At 69.0% G+C, this 17,649-nt stretch carries 20 protein-coding genes and 1 pseudogene; 9 read left to right on the plus strand and 12 right to left on the minus strand.

Annotated elements, in window-relative coordinates:
- Positions 1-31: 31 nt before the first annotated feature.
- Positions 32-1,189 (minus strand): hypothetical protein, encoded by a 1,158-nt coding sequence (locus O7623_RS20410; protein WP_282224617.1) that lies wholly within the window; start codon positions 1,187-1,189, stop codon positions 32-34.
- Positions 1,190-1,313: 124 nt separating this feature from the next.
- On the opposite strand from O7623_RS20410, the gene O7623_RS20415 reads away from it, so the two are divergent.
- Entirely contained in the window at positions 1,314-2,204 is an 891-nt protein-coding gene (locus O7623_RS20415; protein WP_282224618.1) for a Stk1 family PASTA domain-containing Ser/Thr kinase, read from the plus strand.
- A gap of 84 nt (positions 2,205-2,288) precedes the next feature.
- Here O7623_RS20415 and O7623_RS20420 read toward each other — a convergent pair whose 3' ends face one another.
- Positions 2,289-2,573 (minus strand): hypothetical protein, encoded by a 285-nt coding sequence (locus O7623_RS20420; protein ID WP_348775167.1) that lies wholly within the window; start codon positions 2,571-2,573, stop codon positions 2,289-2,291.
- Between the two features lie 442 nt (positions 2,574-3,015).
- On the opposite strand from O7623_RS20420, the gene O7623_RS20425 reads away from it, so the two are divergent.
- Together O7623_RS20425 and O7623_RS20430 are read left to right on the plus strand one after the other, a co-directional pair.
- Positions 3,016-3,891: a helix-turn-helix transcriptional regulator gene (locus O7623_RS20425; protein WP_282224619.1), complete on the plus strand. Its 876-nt coding sequence runs from the start codon at positions 3,016-3,018 to the stop codon at positions 3,889-3,891.
- The gene (locus O7623_RS20430; protein WP_282224620.1) at positions 3,861-4,088 is read left to right on the plus strand and encodes a DUF397 domain-containing protein; all 228 of its coding nucleotides are present in this window, start codon (positions 3,861-3,863) and stop codon (positions 4,086-4,088) included. The genes O7623_RS20425 and O7623_RS20430 overlap by 31 nt, the downstream gene beginning before the upstream one ends.
- A gap of 44 nt (positions 4,089-4,132) precedes the next feature.
- Here O7623_RS20430 and O7623_RS20435 read toward each other — a convergent pair whose 3' ends face one another.
- The 9 genes from O7623_RS20435 to O7623_RS20475 all read right to left on the minus strand — a co-directional run bounded on the left by O7623_RS20435 (position 4,133) and on the right by O7623_RS20475 (position 10,646).
- Positions 4,133-4,669 carry a hypothetical protein gene (locus tag O7623_RS20435; RefSeq protein WP_282224621.1) on the minus strand — a complete coding sequence of 179 codons (537 nt, stop codon included), beginning with the start codon at positions 4,667-4,669 and terminating at the stop codon, positions 4,133-4,135.
- A gap of 141 nt (positions 4,670-4,810) precedes the next feature.
- Positions 4,811-5,611 carry a 3-ketoacyl-ACP reductase gene (locus O7623_RS20440; protein WP_282224622.1) on the minus strand — a complete coding sequence of 267 codons (801 nt, stop codon included), beginning with the start codon at positions 5,609-5,611 and terminating at the stop codon, positions 4,811-4,813.
- Complete coding sequence (locus tag O7623_RS20445; protein ID WP_282224623.1) at positions 5,608-7,026, minus strand: hypothetical protein; 1,419 nt, start codon at positions 7,024-7,026, stop codon at positions 5,608-5,610. The genes O7623_RS20440 and O7623_RS20445 overlap by 4 nt, the downstream gene beginning before the upstream one ends.
- 62 nt (positions 7,027-7,088) lie before the next feature.
- Positions 7,089-7,484 carry a type II toxin-antitoxin system VapC family toxin gene (locus tag O7623_RS20450; protein ID WP_282224624.1) on the minus strand — a complete coding sequence of 132 codons (396 nt, stop codon included), beginning with the start codon at positions 7,482-7,484 and terminating at the stop codon, positions 7,089-7,091.
- A complete protein-coding gene (locus tag O7623_RS20455) occupies positions 7,481-7,777 on the minus strand; it encodes a hypothetical protein (RefSeq protein ID WP_282224625.1) in 297 nt (98 codons plus the stop codon). The genes O7623_RS20450 and O7623_RS20455 overlap by 4 nt, the downstream gene beginning before the upstream one ends.
- 79 nt (positions 7,778-7,856) lie before the next feature.
- Positions 7,857-8,204 carry a hypothetical protein gene (locus O7623_RS20460; RefSeq protein WP_282224626.1) on the minus strand — a complete coding sequence of 116 codons (348 nt, stop codon included), beginning with the start codon at positions 8,202-8,204 and terminating at the stop codon, positions 7,857-7,859.
- The gene (locus O7623_RS20465; protein WP_282224627.1) at positions 8,204-9,967 is read right to left on the minus strand and encodes a hypothetical protein; all 1,764 of its coding nucleotides are present in this window, start codon (positions 9,965-9,967) and stop codon (positions 8,204-8,206) included. Before O7623_RS20465 ends, O7623_RS20460 begins: the two co-directional genes overlap by 1 nt.
- Positions 9,964-10,362, minus strand: a complete 399-nt coding sequence (locus O7623_RS20470) for a DivIVA domain-containing protein (RefSeq protein WP_282224628.1) — start codon at positions 10,360-10,362, stop codon at positions 9,964-9,966. Before O7623_RS20470 ends, O7623_RS20465 begins: the two co-directional genes overlap by 4 nt.
- 71 nt (positions 10,363-10,433) lie before the next feature.
- Complete coding sequence (locus tag O7623_RS20475) at positions 10,434-10,646, minus strand: hypothetical protein (protein ID WP_282224629.1); 213 nt, start codon at positions 10,644-10,646, stop codon at positions 10,434-10,436.
- A gap of 434 nt (positions 10,647-11,080) precedes the next feature.
- On the opposite strand from O7623_RS20475, the gene O7623_RS20480 reads away from it, so the two are divergent.
- From O7623_RS20480 to O7623_RS20490, 3 genes and pseudogenes are all read left to right on the plus strand, one after another.
- Positions 11,081-12,565: a DNA-binding protein gene (locus O7623_RS20480; protein WP_282224630.1), complete on the plus strand. Its 1,485-nt coding sequence runs from the start codon at positions 11,081-11,083 to the stop codon at positions 12,563-12,565.
- On the plus strand, positions 12,555-13,085 hold the full coding sequence (locus O7623_RS20485; protein ID WP_282224631.1) for an NUDIX hydrolase: 531 nt from the start codon (positions 12,555-12,557) through the stop codon (positions 13,083-13,085). The genes O7623_RS20480 and O7623_RS20485 overlap by 11 nt, the downstream gene beginning before the upstream one ends.
- A gap of 137 nt (positions 13,086-13,222) precedes the next feature.
- Positions 13,223-13,591, plus strand: a pseudogene (locus tag O7623_RS20490) (GntR family transcriptional regulator).
- A gap of 883 nt (positions 13,592-14,474) precedes the next feature.
- Here O7623_RS20490 and O7623_RS20495 read toward each other — a convergent pair.
- Positions 14,475-15,257 carry a transposase family protein gene (locus O7623_RS20495; protein WP_282224632.1) on the minus strand — a complete coding sequence of 261 codons (783 nt, stop codon included), beginning with the start codon at positions 15,255-15,257 and terminating at the stop codon, positions 14,475-14,477.
- Between the two features lie 1,008 nt (positions 15,258-16,265).
- Between O7623_RS20495 and O7623_RS20500 the strand changes: the two genes are divergently transcribed.
- Genes O7623_RS20500 through O7623_RS20510 form a run of 3 tightly spaced genes read left to right on the plus strand, consistent with a single transcriptional unit; the run spans position 16,266 to position 17,609 of the window.
- Positions 16,266-16,523, plus strand: coding sequence for a hypothetical protein (locus O7623_RS20500; protein WP_282224633.1), 258 nt, complete (start codon positions 16,266-16,268; stop codon positions 16,521-16,523).
- Positions 16,523-17,194, plus strand: coding sequence for a hypothetical protein (locus tag O7623_RS20505; protein WP_282224634.1), 672 nt, complete (start codon positions 16,523-16,525; stop codon positions 17,192-17,194). Before O7623_RS20500 ends, O7623_RS20505 begins: the two co-directional genes overlap by 1 nt.
- On the plus strand, positions 17,178-17,609 hold the full coding sequence (locus O7623_RS20510) for a hypothetical protein (protein WP_282224635.1): 432 nt from the start codon (positions 17,178-17,180) through the stop codon (positions 17,607-17,609). The genes O7623_RS20505 and O7623_RS20510 overlap by 17 nt, the downstream gene beginning before the upstream one ends.
- The last annotated feature ends 40 nt before the right edge of the window (positions 17,610-17,649 follow it).

The following is a 17,649-nucleotide window of genomic DNA, read 5'->3' on the forward strand; positions in this document are numbered from 1 at the left end:
CCCCGCAGGCTGCCCCTACGACGGGCCGCCCCTACGACGGGCTGCCGCCACCGGGTGCGGACGGGTGCCCACGGCCGGGGGCAGCGACCGACGCCGTACCGCGGGCCGGCGCCTGACCGGTCGCACCGGCCGCGCCGCTGGTCGGGCCACCCGCCGGCTGAGCCGGCACCGGCGCGTCCCGGCGGTCGTCGGCGTCGCCCGAGCCGTCGCCGGCGGCCGTACCCGGCGGGTCGGCCTCGGTGCGGTCGGCGTCGGTGCGTGCGGCCCGCTGCCGGGAGACCTCCAGCCGCTGAGCGATCGCGGTGACCAGCACCGAGCCCGCCAGCCCGGCGATCACCGCGTACGGCGCCAGCAGGTGTGCCGACAGCTGCTCCGCGCGTGGCCCGACCAGCCGGGGCGCGGCCAGGAAGTACGCGGCGGCGATCAGCACCGGGCCGACGCATCCGGAGATCGCCGCACCGATCCGGCGACGGGCGTCGCGGGCGGCCGGCCAGGCCGACACCGCGCCGATGATGAACGCCGAGCCCAGCGACAGCGCCGCGCCCGGCCAGTAGATGTTACGGAACCAGTACCGCTCGTCATCGGCGGTGATCTGCCAGACCCCGAGCTGGGCGCTGGTCAGTCCGGCACCGGCCAGCACCGAATCGACCACGGCCACCACGGCCAGCAGCCACAACCAGCCGACGGTCGCGATCGCGTTCACCGCCGCCGCCCGGGAGGCGACCGCCCAGATCGCCATCAGCAGTCCGACGACGGCGCCGACCATCGCGTAACCGGCGGCGATCGTCTGCGGCGAGAAGGTGTCGGCCCGGGTCGCGCTGCGCGCCGGTACGGCGATCAGCGCGACGATCAACATGCCGCCGACCGCTGCGGCGGCGGCCAGCGCCAGTCGCCACAGGCTCGCGGTGAGCAGGCTCTCCGGCTGCCAGCGTGCGTCCGGTGCGGCTCCGTCAGTTGTCGCCGACGGGGCCAGCCGGTCGGCGACAACGGCACCGATCACCACCGACGTCGCCACGATCCAGGTGGCCCAGGCGAGGCTGGCGACCCAGGCCGATTCCCCGCCGATGTCGACGGACGGTAACCAGGCGACTATGCCGAGGCCGTAGCCCAGACCGAGCTGCGCGGCACCCGCGCCCGCAGCGACGCCGGTCGCCGTGGCGACCGATCTTCCCCAGCCTCGTACGGCCATGCCGGGCACTGTAGCGGTCAGCGCGGGCCGAGGCGACTCGTGGGCGTCGGCACGCTGTGCGGGCGGTGGCTGGCTATCTTGAGCCTTACCGAATGTCACGCCGGGTGGTACGGAGAGGACGAGCATGGCCGACAGACCGAGAGATCCTGCCGAGGACGGCTCGGCAGGTCGCGACGTCGGGGACTACACGAGTCAGCTGCCCCGCCCGGTCGACCCGTGGGCCACCCGGGCCGGCGATCTCGACGGTGACGCGGGCGGGCCGACCAAGGTGGACCAGCCGGGCGCGGGTCCGGGGACCGGTGCGGTGCCGCCAGCGGGGCCGGGCACTGGTGCGGTGCCGCCGGCTGGCGCGGGGACCGCGGCGATGACACCGACCGGCGGCGACCGGGAACCGGCCTGGTCGGGTCGGGCCGGGGTGCCGGTGCGGCCGGCGGGCGGTGACGGCGCCGAGGGTTGGCCCGGTGCGGCCGGTGGCGGCACCGGTGGCGGCTGGGGCGAGCCGGAGCGCCCCGGTCAGGCTGGCCGGCCGTGGTGGTTGCCGATCCTGCTGGGCGTGCTGGCACTGGTCGTGATCGCCCTGGTCGGCACCCTGATCTGGTGGGTGAGTAACCTGGACGACACGCGGGACCCGGTCGATCCCGGCCCGACGACGGCACCGACCGCGTCCGCTCCGTCGGAGCCGACGGGGCAGCCCGAGCCGACCGAAGCGGAGCCGACCGAGCCGGAGCCGGAGCAGAGCAGCGCGCCGGCCACGGTCGCCGTACCGAACCTGGTGGGGTTGACCGAGGTGCAGGCCCGGAGTCTGCTCGACGAACGCGACCTCGGATACCGGCTGACCTTCCGCGACTCGGACCAGCCGTCCGGCACGGTCATCGAGACGAATCCGCCGGCCGGCAGCGAGGTGCCGCCGGGCACCGAGATCGAGCTCGTGCTCGCCGCGTCCGACAGTGAGCCGTCACCGGAGCCGAGTCCGTCGGCGACCCCCACCGGGGAGTCCGACGACGAGAACGACTGAGCGCAGTGCCGCGCGGGCCGGCTGAGGTCAGCTGGCCCGCGCGTACCGCCGATGTCAGCTGGCCCGCGCTCATCCGGCCCGGACTCAGCTGGCCCGCGCGGACATCACCTGGGCCGCCGGGCGGCGTTGCGCCGCCCGGCCCGGCAGGTCGGCCACCACCCGCAGCCGCCGCAGCCCGTCGATCTGCACGAAGATCGACCGCCGGTCCACCGCGTCGCCGGCGGCGTTGAGCTCGTAGCCGTCGAGCCAGACCCAGCCCTGGTACGTCGGCCAGTCGTGCACCCTGATCACCCGGAACAGCAGTGGTTCGGTGAACTGCACGCTGGCCGCACGGGTCACGTGGAGCACCTCTCCTGAGCGGGGCAGCAGCATCGCGACTCCTGTGGTCGATTGCCGTTGTCGATGTCGCCACCCAGCGGCACGTACGTCGACATCGTCACCGACGGCGGACCCGGCGGGGTCGGTCGTCGACGACCGGATGCGGACGTGGCGGCAGGTCGTGCCGACCCGGTACGGCGCAACCGGGAAGGAACGATCATGCTTCAACGCTGAGTGACCTTAGGCCTACGGAAAGGGTGCACCACTGTCGCGATCAATGCAAGTTGCAAGTTGGGTCTGGCGTGGTGCGAGAATCACTCGCGAGATTGCTGCTTGAAGTCCTACATGTACCCACGGCAGACTGAACGGGATTCTTCCCGCGTCGGCGACCTCCCCCGCCCCGTACCACCGCTCGCGACGGTTCCATCGTCGCCCCTCTGCTGCGCGAGCGGGGTCCGCCGACTGCCCCTACACCCCTGACCGGAGGTGACCGGTGACCGAGCGCCGAAGCCCGACTGTCCGGCGCCGCCGTCTCGGCGCCGAGCTGCGCCGGCGGCGGGACGCTGCGGGCGTCACGATCGATGCCGTCGCGGAGCGTCTGGAGTGCTCCGCGTCGAAAGTTTCCCGGATCGAGACCGGGCACACCACCGCGACGCCCCGCGACGTCCGCGACATGCTGGAGATCTACGGCGTGACCGGCGCTGAGGCCGAGGAGCTGGTGCAGATCGCCCGGGAGGCCCGGCAGAAGGGCTGGTGGCATCCGTACTCGACGGTGCTGACCGGGGCCTACGTGGGCTTCGAGGCGGCGGCCAGGTCGGTGCGGGCGTACGAACAGCAGGTCGTCCCGGGGCTGCTGCAGACCGCGGACTACGCCCGCGCGATGATCTGCGCGGCGCGCCCCGACATCACCGCCGAAGAAGTCGACCACCGGGTCCATGTCCGACTGAAGCGTCAGTCGTTGTTGACTCAGGAAGATCAGATCGACGTATGGGCGGTGCTCGATGAGGCTGTGCTGAGTCGGCCGGTCGGTGGGGACGCGGTGATGCGGGCACAACTGCACCGCCTCGTCGAAGCGGCAGACCTGCCGAACGTCACGTTGCAGATCCTGCCCTTCGAGGTGGGCGCACACGCCGGCATGGACGGCACGTTCACGATCCTCGACTTTCCGGAGCCGAGCGACGCGGACGTGGTCTACGCGGAGAACGCCACCGGTGGACTCTTCCTGGAAAAGACCGAGGAACTACGCAAATACATCTTCATCTTTGATCACATACGCGCGGCGGCCCTCACCCCCGAGGAGTCCGTCGCCATGATCGCGAAACGTGCTAAGGAGCCATTGTGGACATCGAGGTTAAGGGGCTCCGGGTAGACCTCACCCGGGCGGTCTGGCAGAAGAGCTCACGCAGCGGACCGAACTGCGACAACTGCGTGGAGGTCGCCTTCGTCGACCAGGCGATCGCGGTCCGCGACTCGAAGAACCCGACCGGACCAGCGTTGATCTTCACCGCCGACGAGTGGGACGCGTTCCTCGGCGGAGCCCGCGACGGCGAGTTCGACCTGGACTGAGCCAACGGTTGAGCGAGGGTTGAGCCCCGGGTACGTCCCGGGGCTCAACCGTGTCCAGCCAACGCGTTCTCGGCCAGCGCGCTGTGCCGCAGCGCATGCCGCACCCCGATGGCGACCAGCAGGAGCACCGCCACGGTCAGCACCAGCCCGTCGGCGACCACCCCCAGCCCTGGTGCGCCGCTGAAGTACCGCGCCGCCACCGGCACCAGCGCCACCGCCGTCACCTGCACCGGCAACGCCACCAGCGGGTGCGCCGCGCGGGCCAGCAGCCCCGGGGGACTCGGCGCGGCGGGCGCGGTGACGAACGCCGCCGATCCGCCGTACAGCCGCCGCAGGCGCGGCAGCGTCACCACCGCGACCGCCGCCGCCGGTACGGCGACCAGCAGCACCTGCGCACTGGCCGCCCCGCCCCCGATCAACCCGGCGACCCCGCCCAGGCCGGCCAGCACGAACGCGGTCAGCCAGCCGACGCGGCGCCGCAGCGCCGCAGGGCTGCCCGCCGACGGCAGCGACTCGGCGATCACGGCGGCGGCGAGCCAGCCGCCGGTCAACGCCAACCAGCCGACCAGAGCGATGTCCATGCCCCGAATCCTGCCGGCCGGTCGACGTCGGCACCTCCGGACGCAGCCCTGGTCGACCCCCCATCGGTGACCCGTAGGGGTGCCGGCTGGCTTACAGCGTCCGCCGGCTTACAAGTCCGCTGGCTTACAGCGTCCGCCGGCTTACAGCGTCCGCAGGTGGAACCCACCGTCCACGTCGAGCACCTGGCCGGTGCTGAACGGCAGCAGGTCGGTGGCGACGGCGACCACGGCCCGGCCCACGTCGTCCGGTCGGCCCCAGCGGCGGATCGGCGTCAGACCCTGGTTGAAGATCAGATCGTCGTACTTCGCCTGGACCGGGCCGGTCATGTCGGTGGCGACGATGCCGGGCCGGATCTCGTACACGTTGATCCCGTGCTCAGCCAGCCGGGCCGCGTACAGCTGGGCCGTCATCGCCAGGCCGGCCTTCGCCACGCAGTAGTCGCCCCGGTTGACGCTGGCGGTGTAGGCGCTGATCGACGAGACAATGACGATCTTCGGCGCGGTGATCGTGCCGGCCGCCACCATGTCGATCATCGCCCGGCTGACCTGCTGGGTCAGGAAGTAGGGACCCTTCAGATTGATGTCGATCAGCCGGTCGAAGGACTCCTCGCTGGCGTCGAGCAGGTCCGCCCGTACGTCCGGGGCCACGCCCGCGTTGTTGACCAGCAGATCGATCCGGCCGAAGGTCGCCACGGTCTGATCGACCAACCGCTGCCGGTCCGCGCCGACCGACACGTCCGCGCCGACCAGCAGCGCCCGGCGGCCCAGCGCCTCGACCTGCTCGCCGACCTGGCGCGCGGCGTCGGCGTTACGGGCGTAGTTGACCACGACGTCGTACCCGGCGGCAGCCAGCGCCAGCACGATCCCGCGCCCGATGCCCCGCGAGCCGCCGGTGACGATGGCGACCCGGTCCCCGCTGCCGACCTGGTCCGCGGCGGTCATCGTCCGCCCCCGACGGTGCCCGCGCTGTCGGTGTCGGCCGGGCCGAAGAACGTGTAGTACGGCTCGTCACGCGCCACCCGCTGCAGGTAGAGCGCCAGCTCACGGGCGTGGTAGTCGCCCCACATGCTCGACTCGCCGTGCGGCACCTGGCTGCCGGCGGGCACGTGGTCCCAGCCGTTGGGTCGGTGGTAGATCGAGTGCAGGATCAGGCCCTGGTGCGTCGGGTCGGTGCTCAGGTACGGCTCGTCGAACAGCCGGTTGGCCACGGTCAGCCCGGCCTGCCAGTAGCGGCGGCCGGCGTCGGGCTGCCCGGCACCGGTCAGGTAGCGGCCGAGTCGCAGTAGACCCTGCGCCCCGATGCAGGCCGCCGACGAGTCGACCGGCTCATGATCGTTGTACGGATCCGCCGGCCGGTCCAGGTAGGCGCCGAGTTCGGCAAGCCCGGGCGCCCCGGTGTCCCAGTACGGGATACCGTCGGTCGGGGTGTGCTCCAGGTAGAAGTCACAGGTGGCGGTGGCCGCCCGCAGCATCGTCGCGGTCACCTCGGCCCGCCCGCCGTATGGCTCCAACTCGTTGTCCGGCAGCACGGCGAGGTATTCGAGCTGCTCCGGGAAGCCGAGCATCGCCCAGGCCAGGCCGCGCGTCCAGGTGCTGAACGGCGAGTAGCCCTGCTGGGTGCTCGGGCAGCGGAACCGGCCGTCGTTCACGTTGAAGATCGACTCGTGGGCGGTGCGGCCCCAGATGTCGTAGCTGTCCCGCCCCTCGCTGTAGAAGACGTTGTACCGGGCGGTGTTCGTGGCATGCTCGATCAGCCGGCCGAGCAGCGAGATCCGCTCGTCCTGTTCCCCCATGAGGACGTGTCCGAGCAGGTGGGAGACGGCCAGTGCCCGGCAGGAGCGGATGGTGTCGACGAACAGCGACTGCGGGCCGTTGAACGAGTAGATGTAGCCGGTGCCGTCGGCGGTGTCCCGCCAGCGGGCCGCCTGCACCGCGCCGGTCAGTTTCAGCGCCAGCTCGTAGAAGTCACGTTCGGCGCGGTCGTGCGGGATCCGGCCCTCGGCCATCAGCCGCCACAGGTTGCCGTACGTGCTGACGTTGTTGAAGCCGTGGTCGTGTACGCCGATGTGGCTGACGTGGCTGGCCATCAGGGCGACGGTCCGTTTCCGGGCGAGGTCCAGGAACCGCTGCTCGCCGGTGGCGTCGAACTGCAGCAGCGCCGAGCCGTACTGGAAGCCCTGGGTCCATTCGGTCCAGCCACGGGCAGCGTACTGGCCTTCGACGGTGAAGACCGGCGACGCCGACCCTGGTGGGCAGGTCTTCTCGATCGAGTCGATCTTGTGGGCGGAGGCTTCCCAGAGGCGGTCGATCCTGGGTTGCAGGCTGGCCGGGGTCAGCGCGTCGTCGATCCGAATCATCGGATCAGCATAGGAAAGCGCTTGCCTAGGCGGAAGACCCCGACCGCCGAACCCCCGCTCCGCTACGCGACGAGTTCGACCCGGCAGTACGCGCTCGCCGCTCGGGCGAGTTTGCCGTCGGCGGTCACCAGCGTCAGTGCGCGGCGCTCCGCGAGGGCGACGTAGGGAGCGTCGTACGCGCTGATGTTCGCCTTGACCTGCCACATCCGGCTGAGCAGATCGTCGATCGGCACGGTGTCCACGCCGAGGCGGCTGATCCGGTCGACCGCCCGCGACGCCGTCTCGTGGGTGATCTTCCCGCCGAGGGCGAGCCCTCGCATGACGGAGAAGACCTCGATCTTCCAGTGCTCCGGTGCCGCCCACTCGGGGTCGCGGCCCAGGGCGGCGCGGGCCTTGCGTCCACGGTCGTCGCTGTAGACGAGCACACTCGCGATGACCGATGCGTCGACGACGATCATGCGACGTCCCGCCCGGGCTGCCCGGACCGCCCGGCGTCGGGGAGATCCCGTTCGGCGCGGGCACGGGCCAGCAGGTCGGCGGCATCGGGCGCGGTGGGTCCGGCACCGCCGCTGCGGTCGTCGAGTTCGTCGCTGAGCTCGGCGAGGAGTTGCCGGTTGCGGCAGAAGTCGGCCTGCCGGTTGAGGACAGCCAGCAGGTACGCCTGCAGCGACTGGCCGCGCTCGCGGGCCTGCTGGGCCAGGAGGTCCCGCACTTCTTCGGGTACGTCGCGGATAGTGAGCACAACCGACATGACTGCATTTTGACTGCATAACGATTGCAAAGTCAAGTCTGCTCAGGCCGTGGCCGCTGGATCTGCTCGCCCCGGCCAGTCACGCCGCCTCCGACATCGGCTTGTCGATCACCGGGCCGTCGCCGTCGACCGGTCCTTGCAGGTCACGGGCGAGGCTCGGGTCGGCCCACGCCTCGGCTGTGGACCGCCACGAGGCGAGGTTGCGGGCGAACGGCGTCAACAGCCCGGTGTCGGCACCAGCGACCAGATCGGCGAGCAGTTCCCGTACGCAGACCACGCGCTCCTCCGGCGGGAGCCAGGTCAGCCACGGCAGCTCCTCGGCCAGCAACTCCTCGGCGAGACCGCGCTGCCGGCGGGCCAGCAGCGCCAACGACCGGGCCGCGATCCGCAGCCCGGCCGCTACAGCGTCGAACCGCTCGGCCCTCATCAGGACGAGGTTCTCCTCGTCGCGATACTGGCGTGGTCGGGAAGGATGCGGATGGTGGCGGGCTGGCCGGGGTGGGTGGCGGCGAGGCGGCGTACCTCGGTGATGAAGCCGGCGGTGTCCGGAGCAGGACCGGCCGACGCGGGCTTTTGTGGAACGGACATCGGCCGTTCGGGATCGGCGGGGACGGTCGCCCGCAGCGCGCCGTAGAGGTGTCGGTAGCAGAGCGCCACGGCTTCGGGTAGCGCGGCGCAGGTCGGGAACGGGTCGACCGGTGGTGGGCCGGCCAGCCCGGCGACCTGGACCGACCAGGTGTGCCCCTGCAGCAGCTCGGGTCGGCCGACATTGTGGCGGTGGTCGATGACGGTGACGTCCAGGGCGAGCCCGAGGCCGGTGACGAGGTGGGCGAGTTCGTCGAGGGTGGGGCCGGGCCAGTCGGTGGCGCGGGCCAGGACGCGGGCGCCGTCGTGGGTGGCGGCGACTTCCCCGAGGTACGCGGCGACCGGGTCACCGCCGCCGGGCGCGAGCTGGCTGACACCGAGGCGCAGGTGCTGGTCGACGACATGCTCGCCGTCGAGGTCGGTCAGGTCGATCGGCGGTACGCCGAACTCCGCCGCGTACGCGCCGATCTGATAATCCTCGGGCAGTTGCCACACGCTGGAGCCGGACTGCCGGTCGGTGTGGACGAGAGTCGGCGTGGCGTCGTCGGGTCGCCAGTTGCGGTGCACGGTCCGGCCGCGCAGGTCGGTGACGGTCAGCACCGCGCCGCGCCGGACCCGCCGGGTGCCGTAACAGTCGGTGCAGTACGGCGGATTGTCGACGTCGGCGCACCGGGCGCAGGGGTGGGTGGGGATCGGCTCGGCCCAGTACTTCGGGGTCGGCGGCTCCCAGCCCCGAACGAACCGGCCGGCGGTGTCGGCCGGTCGCAGGCTGGTGTGCCACCAGTGCCGGTTACGCCAGATCGCCTGTGCGCCGCCGTGCTGGTCGGCGTCGGCGACCATTCGGCGTTCGAGCTGGTCGAGGTCGTGGCCGCCGGGGTGGCCGGCCAGTCCGACCGGCACCGGGCGCGGCGTGAGCGCATCCTCGGTCAGGTAGTGGGCGGGGGTGTCGCGGTCGGCGACGGCCAGCCCGGACGCGGCCCGTTCCGGGCTGATCCTGGCGAGCGCAGTCGGCAGATCGGCCGCCCAGCGGTGTGCGTAGTCGGGCACTTTCCCGCCGGCGAGCTCGAACCGGATGTCCCAGCTCAGCCCGCCCTTCGTGGAGCTGGGCCGGGCTTCGATCACCAGGTCGACGTGCAGCTGATCGGCGAGCGCACAGAGCCGGCCGAGCAGCCGGGCGTCGTCGGGGGCCGGCGGTTCCGCGCTGCGGCCGATCAGGACCAGCCACGGCGCGGTGAGCCGGTCGGCGAGCGCGACTGCTTCCCACCGGTGGCGGTCCGGCTGCGGGATGCCGGGCTGCCACTGGATCGGCAGCATCAGCCCGGAGGATGGGAGCCGGCCGGGTTCGTCGGGGAAGTCGGGGTCGCGCAGCGTCGCTGCGGCGATGCCCGCGCGGGCGGCCAGGTCGGTGACGATCGGGGCGTACGGCAGCCACCACGTGCCGCCCGGGGTCGGGATCGGGGTGAACGAGCCGGGCACGAGGCTGGTCGACACGACCGCCCCGGTGTCGAGGTTGGCGACCGTGAAGACGAGTTGCGCCCGCCGCCGCTGCGACCCGAACCCGACGACATGGGCCGGGCCGGCCGGCACTGGGTTGACCCCGGTCACGCCGTTACCCCTGCCTGGAACTGTTGGAACTGCTGTGACTGCCAGTCCCGCAGGGCCTGCTTGATGCGTACGTTCTCGTCCTGGGTGGAGCGCAGTTCGGCGCGCAGGGCGGTCAACTCGTCGGCGACCAGGTGCAGGAACGTCCGTACCTCGGTGGGGTCGCAGCCGCGCCGGACGCGGTCGCCGAACGCGCGGTCGCGGACCATGCCGGGGCTGATCGACGGCCGCACCGGCCGCCCGTAGTAGTGCCCGACGGCGTTCGGTGCACGCCGCTGTCCTGCGGCGGCCTGGGTCGCGTTGCGGCGGGTGTACTCGGCCAACTCGGCTAGCAGCCGCCGGTGCCGACGGCTGCGGAGCAGCGGCGGCCGGCGGAACAGGTCAAACAGTCTGCGCACGGCAGGACCACCTTTCAACAGGGGGTACGGGTGGAGAAGGCGCGATTCGTGTCGTGGTGTCGCTGCTCTGGTCAGCGGTGCCGGCGTGGACGGGGTGCGAAGCGCAGGCCGGCACGCTGGACGAAGATGTCGCGGCGCTCACGGGCTCCGCCGTCGGGCCCGAGCACGTATCCGGCGAGCCAGACCCAGCCCTGGTAAGTCCAGCCCTTGTCCACTGCCGTCACCCGGAACCGGAAACCTCGGCCGGCCGCGAACTGCACACTCGCCCGACCATCGATGATCAACTCGTCACCGGGGCGGGGATCGGCAGGTGAACGGCCGGCCGGCCCGCTACCGATGGGCCGGCGGCAGCTTCGTGGGGAGGAAGTCGAGGAGTCCGCGCATGGCAGGACCGCCTTTCACGCTCGCTGATCGGTCATGGTCTTCGGGTGGAGCGGGTGGAAGGGCGGCCCGACCCCGAACGGGGGTGCGGAGGTCGGGCCGCCCGCCCTGCACGCGCAGCCTCAATCGGCAGTACGCCCGCAGGGCCGTCGAGCCTGGACCTTGTCGTCCTGCCTGAGTGGACGGGTCCTGCAACTCGATAGTGGGGCCGCTCGGTGATACTGGGAATGACCGCAGGCGTATACACGCCATACATGCCGCGTATGGGGTGCAGCGCGTAGGCTGACCCCGCTCTAGAATTGCTGATCAGGATGCCGCTGCGAGAATCAGGACGATCATGGAAGCGAACCGCAAGGCGCGTTACTGCCGTTGCGGAACGCGCCTTGCCCGAGACAACAAGAGCGAGCGGTGCGCGCCGTGTCAGGCGAAGGCGCGCGAGTTCGCCATCCAGCCGCCGGAGTCGCCGGATGACTTCTGGGATACCGATCAGTTCCGAGACGCGTTCCGGGCGCAGCACATCGGCCACGTCTCGCGCGCGTACCGCAAGCACCCGAAGCACATCGCCTTCTACGGGAAGGATGGCGTTCCGCAGAGCGTCGTCGGAGGATGGCTCGGCCTGACGCAAGCCCAGATCAGCCGCATCGAGAACGGCCCGCCGGTTCGACATCTCGACAGCCTGACGCACTGGGTCCGCACACTCCGGATTCCTGAGCATCTCCTGTGGTTTAGGCTGCCCAGCGCATCGTCTGCGAGCGACGACTCTCGTATGGTCGTTACGAAGGTGGCGGCTGTACCGAGACAAGCAGTGCCGGCACCGGCCCTGCTTCAGCCTCCGTCGTTCGGGCTGCCGGAGGGCGGCGGCAATGGCTACTCGTCCGCGATGCAGTCGTTCCGAGCGGCGGACCGCCAAGTCGGCGGCGGCCACCTCTACGCCACGGTCGTGCAGTACCTGCAAGCCGAAGTCGCACCACGCATGTTCGGAGTCGACCAGAGTAGCGATGGGCGGTTGGCGTTCACGGCCGCAGCCGCCTTGACCGAGATGGCCGGGTGGATGGCTCACGACGCCGGCCGCGACCAGACCGCCGAACGGCACTTCGAGCGCTCACTTGAACTGGTCAAACTCGGTGACGACCGTCAACTCGGCGTGCACATCCTCGCCAGCCTGAGCCACCTCGCGCACCATCGAGGCAAGCCAACCGACGCTCTCCAGTACGCACGGCGAGGTCTTGAGACGCTGTCGCGTGGTCCCCGGTCGCCCGAACTCGAAGCTCGCCTTCTTGCTATGCAAGCCCGTGCCTTCGCCGCGCTGAGACAACCGGACGACTGCGCGCAGCACCTCATCAAGGCAGAGCGGGTGCTTGAAGCAGAGCCGGCCGAGGAACGGTCGCCGTGGGTCAGCCACTTCGATGAAGGCTCGCTGGCCAACGAGGCCGCCCGTTGCTTGCTCCAGATTGGCGACCTAGGCCAGGCGAAACGGCAGGCCGAGAGGGTCGTCCAACTGCGACCGGGAGACCGCACGCGAAGCCGGGCATTCGGACAGCTCATCCTCGTTACTGTGCTCGTAGCCCGAGGCAGGCCCGAGGAAGCCTGCGCCGTTGCTCAAGAGGTGCTGGACGCGACCCAGCAGCTCGGTTCGTACCTCGTCATCCAGCAACTCCTTGATCTCCGGCGCTTGCTGGAGCCGCACCGGGGTACTCGGGTGGTGGCCGAGTTCTTGAGTTGCCTTGATGAGGCGCTACGTGAGCGGGCGTTGCTATACCAGTGGCTTGCGCAGGACGGACGTAGCGGTACAACAGCGTTGGGGAGAAACCGTGAACTCTGACGCTCCGCTGTATGAACGTGACCCGGAGGCGTGGCAGGCGCACTTGGCAGAAGGCAACGCCAAACAGCCACGCAAGCGCGTCAGTGCAGACGTTCTGATCCGAGACCGCGAGGGACGGCTTCTCCTCGTTGACCCGCAGTACAAGCCGGACTGGGACATGCCCGGCGGCATGGCGGAAGCCAACGAGCCGCCTCATGAGGCCGTTCGCCGCGAGCTCCGAGAAGAACTCGGCTTGGATGTGCCTGTAGCAAGGCTGTTGGTGGTCGATTGGGTCTCACCACACGGCCCTTGGGACGACCTGCTCTCGTTCATCTTCGACGGTGGCGAGCTGACCGACGAGCAGATCGCCGGACTCAAGATTTCAGATACCGAGCTGTCTGCGTTCGAGTTTTGTACGGCGGAAAAGGCGCAGCAGCGGCTCCGTCCCTATGTTTGGCGGCGCGTTGCCGTGGCGCTTGACGTACTAAAGAATGGCAATACTCAGTACTTGCATGATGGACGTATGTCGCCGTTTCGGTGACAGACCTAGGCCTTTTGGGTGAGCCACGAGTCCTCGGTACTCCAGTGGACTCTCGGTAGTTCAGGCAACGTTGGTCCGAGTTTAGCTGATAGAGGTTGTGCGTGATCAATAGTGGCACCGAACCAAGGGGATGAGCCATGCCCTCAGCACCAGCCGACTACCGACGGATCGCGGACGAACTGACCGAGAAGATCAAGAGCGGCGAGCTACCGCCGGGCACCAAGCTGCCCAGCACCTCCCAGCTTGCCGACCAGTACGACGTCAGCCCGGCGACCGTGTACCGCGCCGTCTCGCTCCTGCACGATCGAGATCTCGTCGTCGGACATTCCGGTCGCGGCGTGTACGTAGCGGAGAAGTAGCTGTCGTCGTCCGCTCAACTCTCCGACACGTACAAGGTCAGCGTCTCCACGGCCCAAACCGCCCTGTGGCTGCTGCGCGACCGTGGCCTGGTTGAAGGCCACCAGGGCAAGGGTACGTACGTCGCCGAGCGGGCCACGGAGCTGTAATCCCAGCTGCCGAGTTCGTGGCAAGGCTCCACACTCCCGGCGATGCTCACAGCCCAGAGCCCGTGGTTGACTACAGATCGGTCTCGGGCAGCGGAGGGCCGCTGAGGAGATCGTCCGGCGGCACCGTCACGATCTCTACTCGGGCGGTTTGGCCATCCCCGTGGCACCGTTCAACTGGACGCTGCACCTGTTCTACGGCGATGACAACAATGAAGTGGATCTGCCCCGGCTTCGTGAACAGGCCCCCCATTGGCTGCGATGCGGTCGGTCGACGACGGCAGAGATCGTCCTGTCAGCCTGTTCCTGGTCACGGATGAGCGATGGAGCTTTCCTGTGGCATAGGTCCGTGGACGAAGGGCCGGCGACGCCCCTGGCGTGGCCGGTGAGTAGGACACCGTCGGTAGAACTCCGTTAGAGGACCCACTGACGAGGCGACCACCGAACGCTGACGGCGTAGCTGATGCAGCCGTCACCACTCGCTCCGTCAGCCCGGTCTGCGGCAGAAGCGCGGGCTGAGCTTGGAACGAATGAGTGCACGGGCACATCGTCGGAATGCCGACCGAACCGCCACTAATCCCGCTTCCGGAGATAGCATGCCATCGCGTCACGCCAGGTTTGCCGAACCAGTGGAGGTTGAGGTGGCCAGGACTCCCTACTGGGGGCCAAAGTTCATATTGACAATCGAGGAAGTAATGCAGGTGCGACGTCGTCTCGCGTCTTCCGTGCTCGGATCAATGGATTTTGGGAAGGTGGAGCCAATAAGTGATGGGCTACTTGACTCGGCAGTCTCAAGACAGCAGACAGGATTCGGTGGCCGCCTGAAGTATGAGCGCCCTCACGAGTTGGCTGCAACCCTATTTTATGGGATCGCAATGAGCCATTTTCATCCTGTGTAGCGGTTGGCTTCGACGTGGTGCAGGACGAGGATGGCCTGCACGATCGCGGTGGCGCGGTGTGGGCTGCAGCGCAGCTTGGTCAGGATCTTCCAGGTCTTGAGCGTGGCGATGGCCCGTTCGCCGTGTGCTCGGATCTTCGCGTGTGCCCGGTTGATCGTCTTCTGTCGGCGTGACAGCTTCGGCCGGGAGCGGTGGCGCTTGAACGGGGTGCGGACGGTGCCTCGGGCGCCCTGGTAGCCCTTGTCGGCGAAGGTCATCACCTGGGCGCTGGTCAGCGCGTGGGTGATGCCGTGGACACGGGCGGCGGTGAGGTCGTGCGCCGAGCCCGGCAGTGTCCGGGAGGCCCAGACGAGCCGGCCGGCGGGGTCGGCGATGACCTGCACGTTCACGCCGTGGCGCCGGTGTTTGCCGGAGTAGTACGGCTTCTGGTCCGCCACGCGGTCGATCGGGATCAGCGTGCCGTCGAGGATCGTGTACGCCAGGTGTCGGATGCGGCGCATCGCCGTGGCCAGGTCCTCGGCGACCGCGGCGAGCAGGGCGATCGCTTCCTGCACGTACCGCCAGGCGGTGGCGACGCCGACGGCGAACCCGGCGGCGAGCCGGGTGTAGGTGTCGCCGTTGCGTAGGTGGGCCAGGGCGAGTAGTGCCTGGCGGCCGGGGTCGAGGCGCCGCCAGCGGGATCGATGCTGGTTGCGGTGGGCTCGGATGAGGTCGGTGAGGTGGTTGAGGGTGCGGCTGGACAGCGGGATCGTGGAGGGGTAAGACAGCACGGGCGAGGCTCCCGGTCGGGGCATCGGATCTTGGTCGACTGCTGTCTTACCTGGAGCCTCGCCCTCATCGCTCTCCTGGCTTGCTGCGCCCGCCCTGACCTGCAAGATCAGCTTGGAAAAGGCTCAATGAACCACGCGTTCGAGAATGGCAACAAGCGGACAGCTCTCGTCTCGACTCTGGTTAGCCTCGACAAGAACATGCTGGATCTGGTGGGAACTACCCAGGACGACTTGTATGAAATGGCCACGTCTGTCGTGGCCCGAAAGTTTGGACGCAAAAAAAGCGGAACTTCAGATTCCGATGAGATCGTTCGTGAGCTATCGTCATGGCTTCGAACGCGAACGAGGAAGCAAGTCATCACAGGAGATCGCCCTACTGAATGGTCCGACCTGCGGGTGATGTTGACCACTCAAGGATGCACCATTTCTCCGCCTCAAAACAACTTCATTCGCATCACCAGGGGTGGCCGATCAGTAAAGACGGGCTACCCAAGGGCTCGATTCACGGTGGACGTGGGCGAAATTAAGCGGATACGCAGGAGACTAGGGCTCGACTCCGTTTGGAGTAGTGATTTCTATGATATCGAACAGTCGGTTGATCGATTTGTCTTAGAACACCAATCCGTCTTATGGCGTCTAGCGGATGCATAGCGTCCTGGACTACGTCGAACGCCCGCGCCCTGCGCTCTCTCATTGGCAGGATCAGGATGCCAGGGGGAACGGCCGGCGCAGCGACATTCATCACCCGACCCGACTGACCTGGACCTTCAGCAGGTGCGCGACCAGCCGCCGGACGCAGCCCGAGCTGGGTGCGCTTGCCAGTCTCTACCTCGTAGGACTGGTGCGTCGACAAGGCCCGCTGAGCGGGCTGCAGCGACAGCGGCCAGGGTGACGGATATCCGTCGCTCAGGGTAGGTGGTCGGTAGCTCGTCGACTATGGTCGGACGTACCTGACGAACGTGAGTCGCCCTCCGGTACGGCGGCTCCGCGACCGGGGAGGCCGGCTCGGTGAGCGTCAACGAGGTCAAGGCTCAGCTGGGCAAGGGCCTGGAGAGCGCCCGTAGCGGCAGGAACACCTTGCGACAGGCTGCCGCAGCGGCGGGCGAGGCCCTGGGGTTGGCGACCTCCACCTGCCAGGGCAGCAACCACGAACGGGCGACCGACGCCTTGGACACGGCCGCCTGCGCGCTCCGCGAGATCGAGCTGACGATCGCCCGACTGGACGCGGGGATCGAGCTGGTCGACACGTACCGCGCGGGTTTGTGATGGCCGGAACGGTCGACGAGGTCATCGCCCGGCTTGCTCGGGCGTCCACCGGCCTAAGCTCGGCTGCCGCGACTGCGCTGCGCGCCCAGCAGGAAGTCACCAACGCGCACCAGACCCTCTCCACCGCGAGCGTCGGTGCGTCGGCGCACGCTGTCACCAACGCGACCGCCGAGTGGGAGACCACCGCAGACAAGGCCGGGAAGGTCGCCCGCCTGCTCATGGAGGCTGTCAGGCACCTCAACGCCTACGCCAACCGCATCGCCCCCGGCTCGGCTCCCGACGAACCTACGCTGACCGGCCCGACCGGCGAGGAACTCCTCGCCGACACCACCCGCCGCTCCGACGCCCGCCGAGGCGTCGGCAGCTTCTTGGACCGTCTGGCGCGTCGAACGGAAGATGTTCAGGACGCAGCCAAGACAACCGCTGAGCTTGGCGACTCGGGTCTCAACATCCTGCGGGACCTGGCGACTCCCCCGCCAGGGTCGCAGTCAACCACAGGCACATCGGCCCCTACAGTGGCCTTCACGGACACGAGACCGAAGCTCGAAGCCGGCGACGCGGCGGGCCACCTCGTCGTGGCAGCTCTTATCGCTGGGTTGGCGGCCCGCCGGGCTGACCGATACATCCGACAAGGTTTAGCGAGGTTGCGTCAACGTGAGCGTTCCGACTGAACTCGGCGATCTGATCCGGGCAATGGCTCGACGGGACTGGGGAACGATCGACCGGTTGACTGAGGTTCTTGGCACGACGAACTGGCACGGCGCGGTCCCGGTGATCGGCGCGGCGTTCGCGATCGCCGTCGACCGCCACTTCGGGCCGGAGCCTGACCTCAACAAGGTGTCTGCGTTCGTCGCACAGGTCCGCGACCAGTACCAACGGGGCAAGGATCTGCCCGCACTTCAGCTGGAAGGTCTCATCCGTGCGGCGCTAGGAGAGGCGGAACTTCTCGACGGAATCGATGCCGAGGTCTCCTTCCCTGCGCAGATCGTGATCCTCGGGACGCTGCTGCAGGATGAACAGTGGACCGAGGCCGAGTTGGAGGAGTTCATCCGCGAAGTCGAGGAGACCGCCGCTCAGTACATGTAGCCACAGGAGTGCGCAGGCCTCATTCAGGGATCGCAGTCCC

This window comes from Solwaraspora sp. WMMD791 (assembly GCF_029581195.1).
GTDB lineage: Bacteria > Actinomycetota > Actinomycetes > Mycobacteriales > Micromonosporaceae > Micromonospora_E.

Coding starts and splice junctions, on each gene's coding strand:
- O7623_RS20410 (WP_282224617.1), bottom strand. CDS start 1,189: ATGGCCGTACGAGGCTGGGGAAGATCGGTCGCCACGGCGACCGGCGTC.
- O7623_RS20415 (WP_282224618.1), top strand. CDS start 1,314: ATGGCCGACAGACCGAGAGATCCTGCCGAGGACGGCTCGGCAGGTCGC.
- O7623_RS20435 (WP_282224621.1), bottom strand. CDS start 4,669: ATGGACATCGCTCTGGTCGGCTGGTTGGCGTTGACCGGCGGCTGGCTC.
- O7623_RS20440 (WP_282224622.1), bottom strand. CDS start 5,611: ATGACCGCCGCGGACCAGGTCGGCAGCGGGGACCGGGTCGCCATCGTC.
- O7623_RS20445 (WP_282224623.1), bottom strand. CDS start 7,026: ATGATTCGGATCGACGACGCGCTGACCCCGGCCAGCCTGCAACCCAGG.
- O7623_RS20450 (WP_282224624.1), bottom strand. CDS start 7,484: ATGATCGTCGTCGACGCATCGGTCATCGCGAGTGTGCTCGTCTACAGC.
- O7623_RS20455 (WP_282224625.1), bottom strand. CDS start 7,777: ATGTCGGTTGTGCTCACTATCCGCGACGTACCCGAAGAAGTGCGGGAC.
- O7623_RS20460 (WP_282224626.1), bottom strand. CDS start 8,204: ATGAGGGCCGAGCGGTTCGACGCTGTAGCGGCCGGGCTGCGGATCGCG.
- O7623_RS20480 (WP_282224630.1), top strand. CDS start 11,081: ATGGAAGCGAACCGCAAGGCGCGTTACTGCCGTTGCGGAACGCGCCTT.
- O7623_RS20505 (WP_282224634.1), top strand. CDS start 16,523: ATGGCCGGAACGGTCGACGAGGTCATCGCCCGGCTTGCTCGGGCGTCC.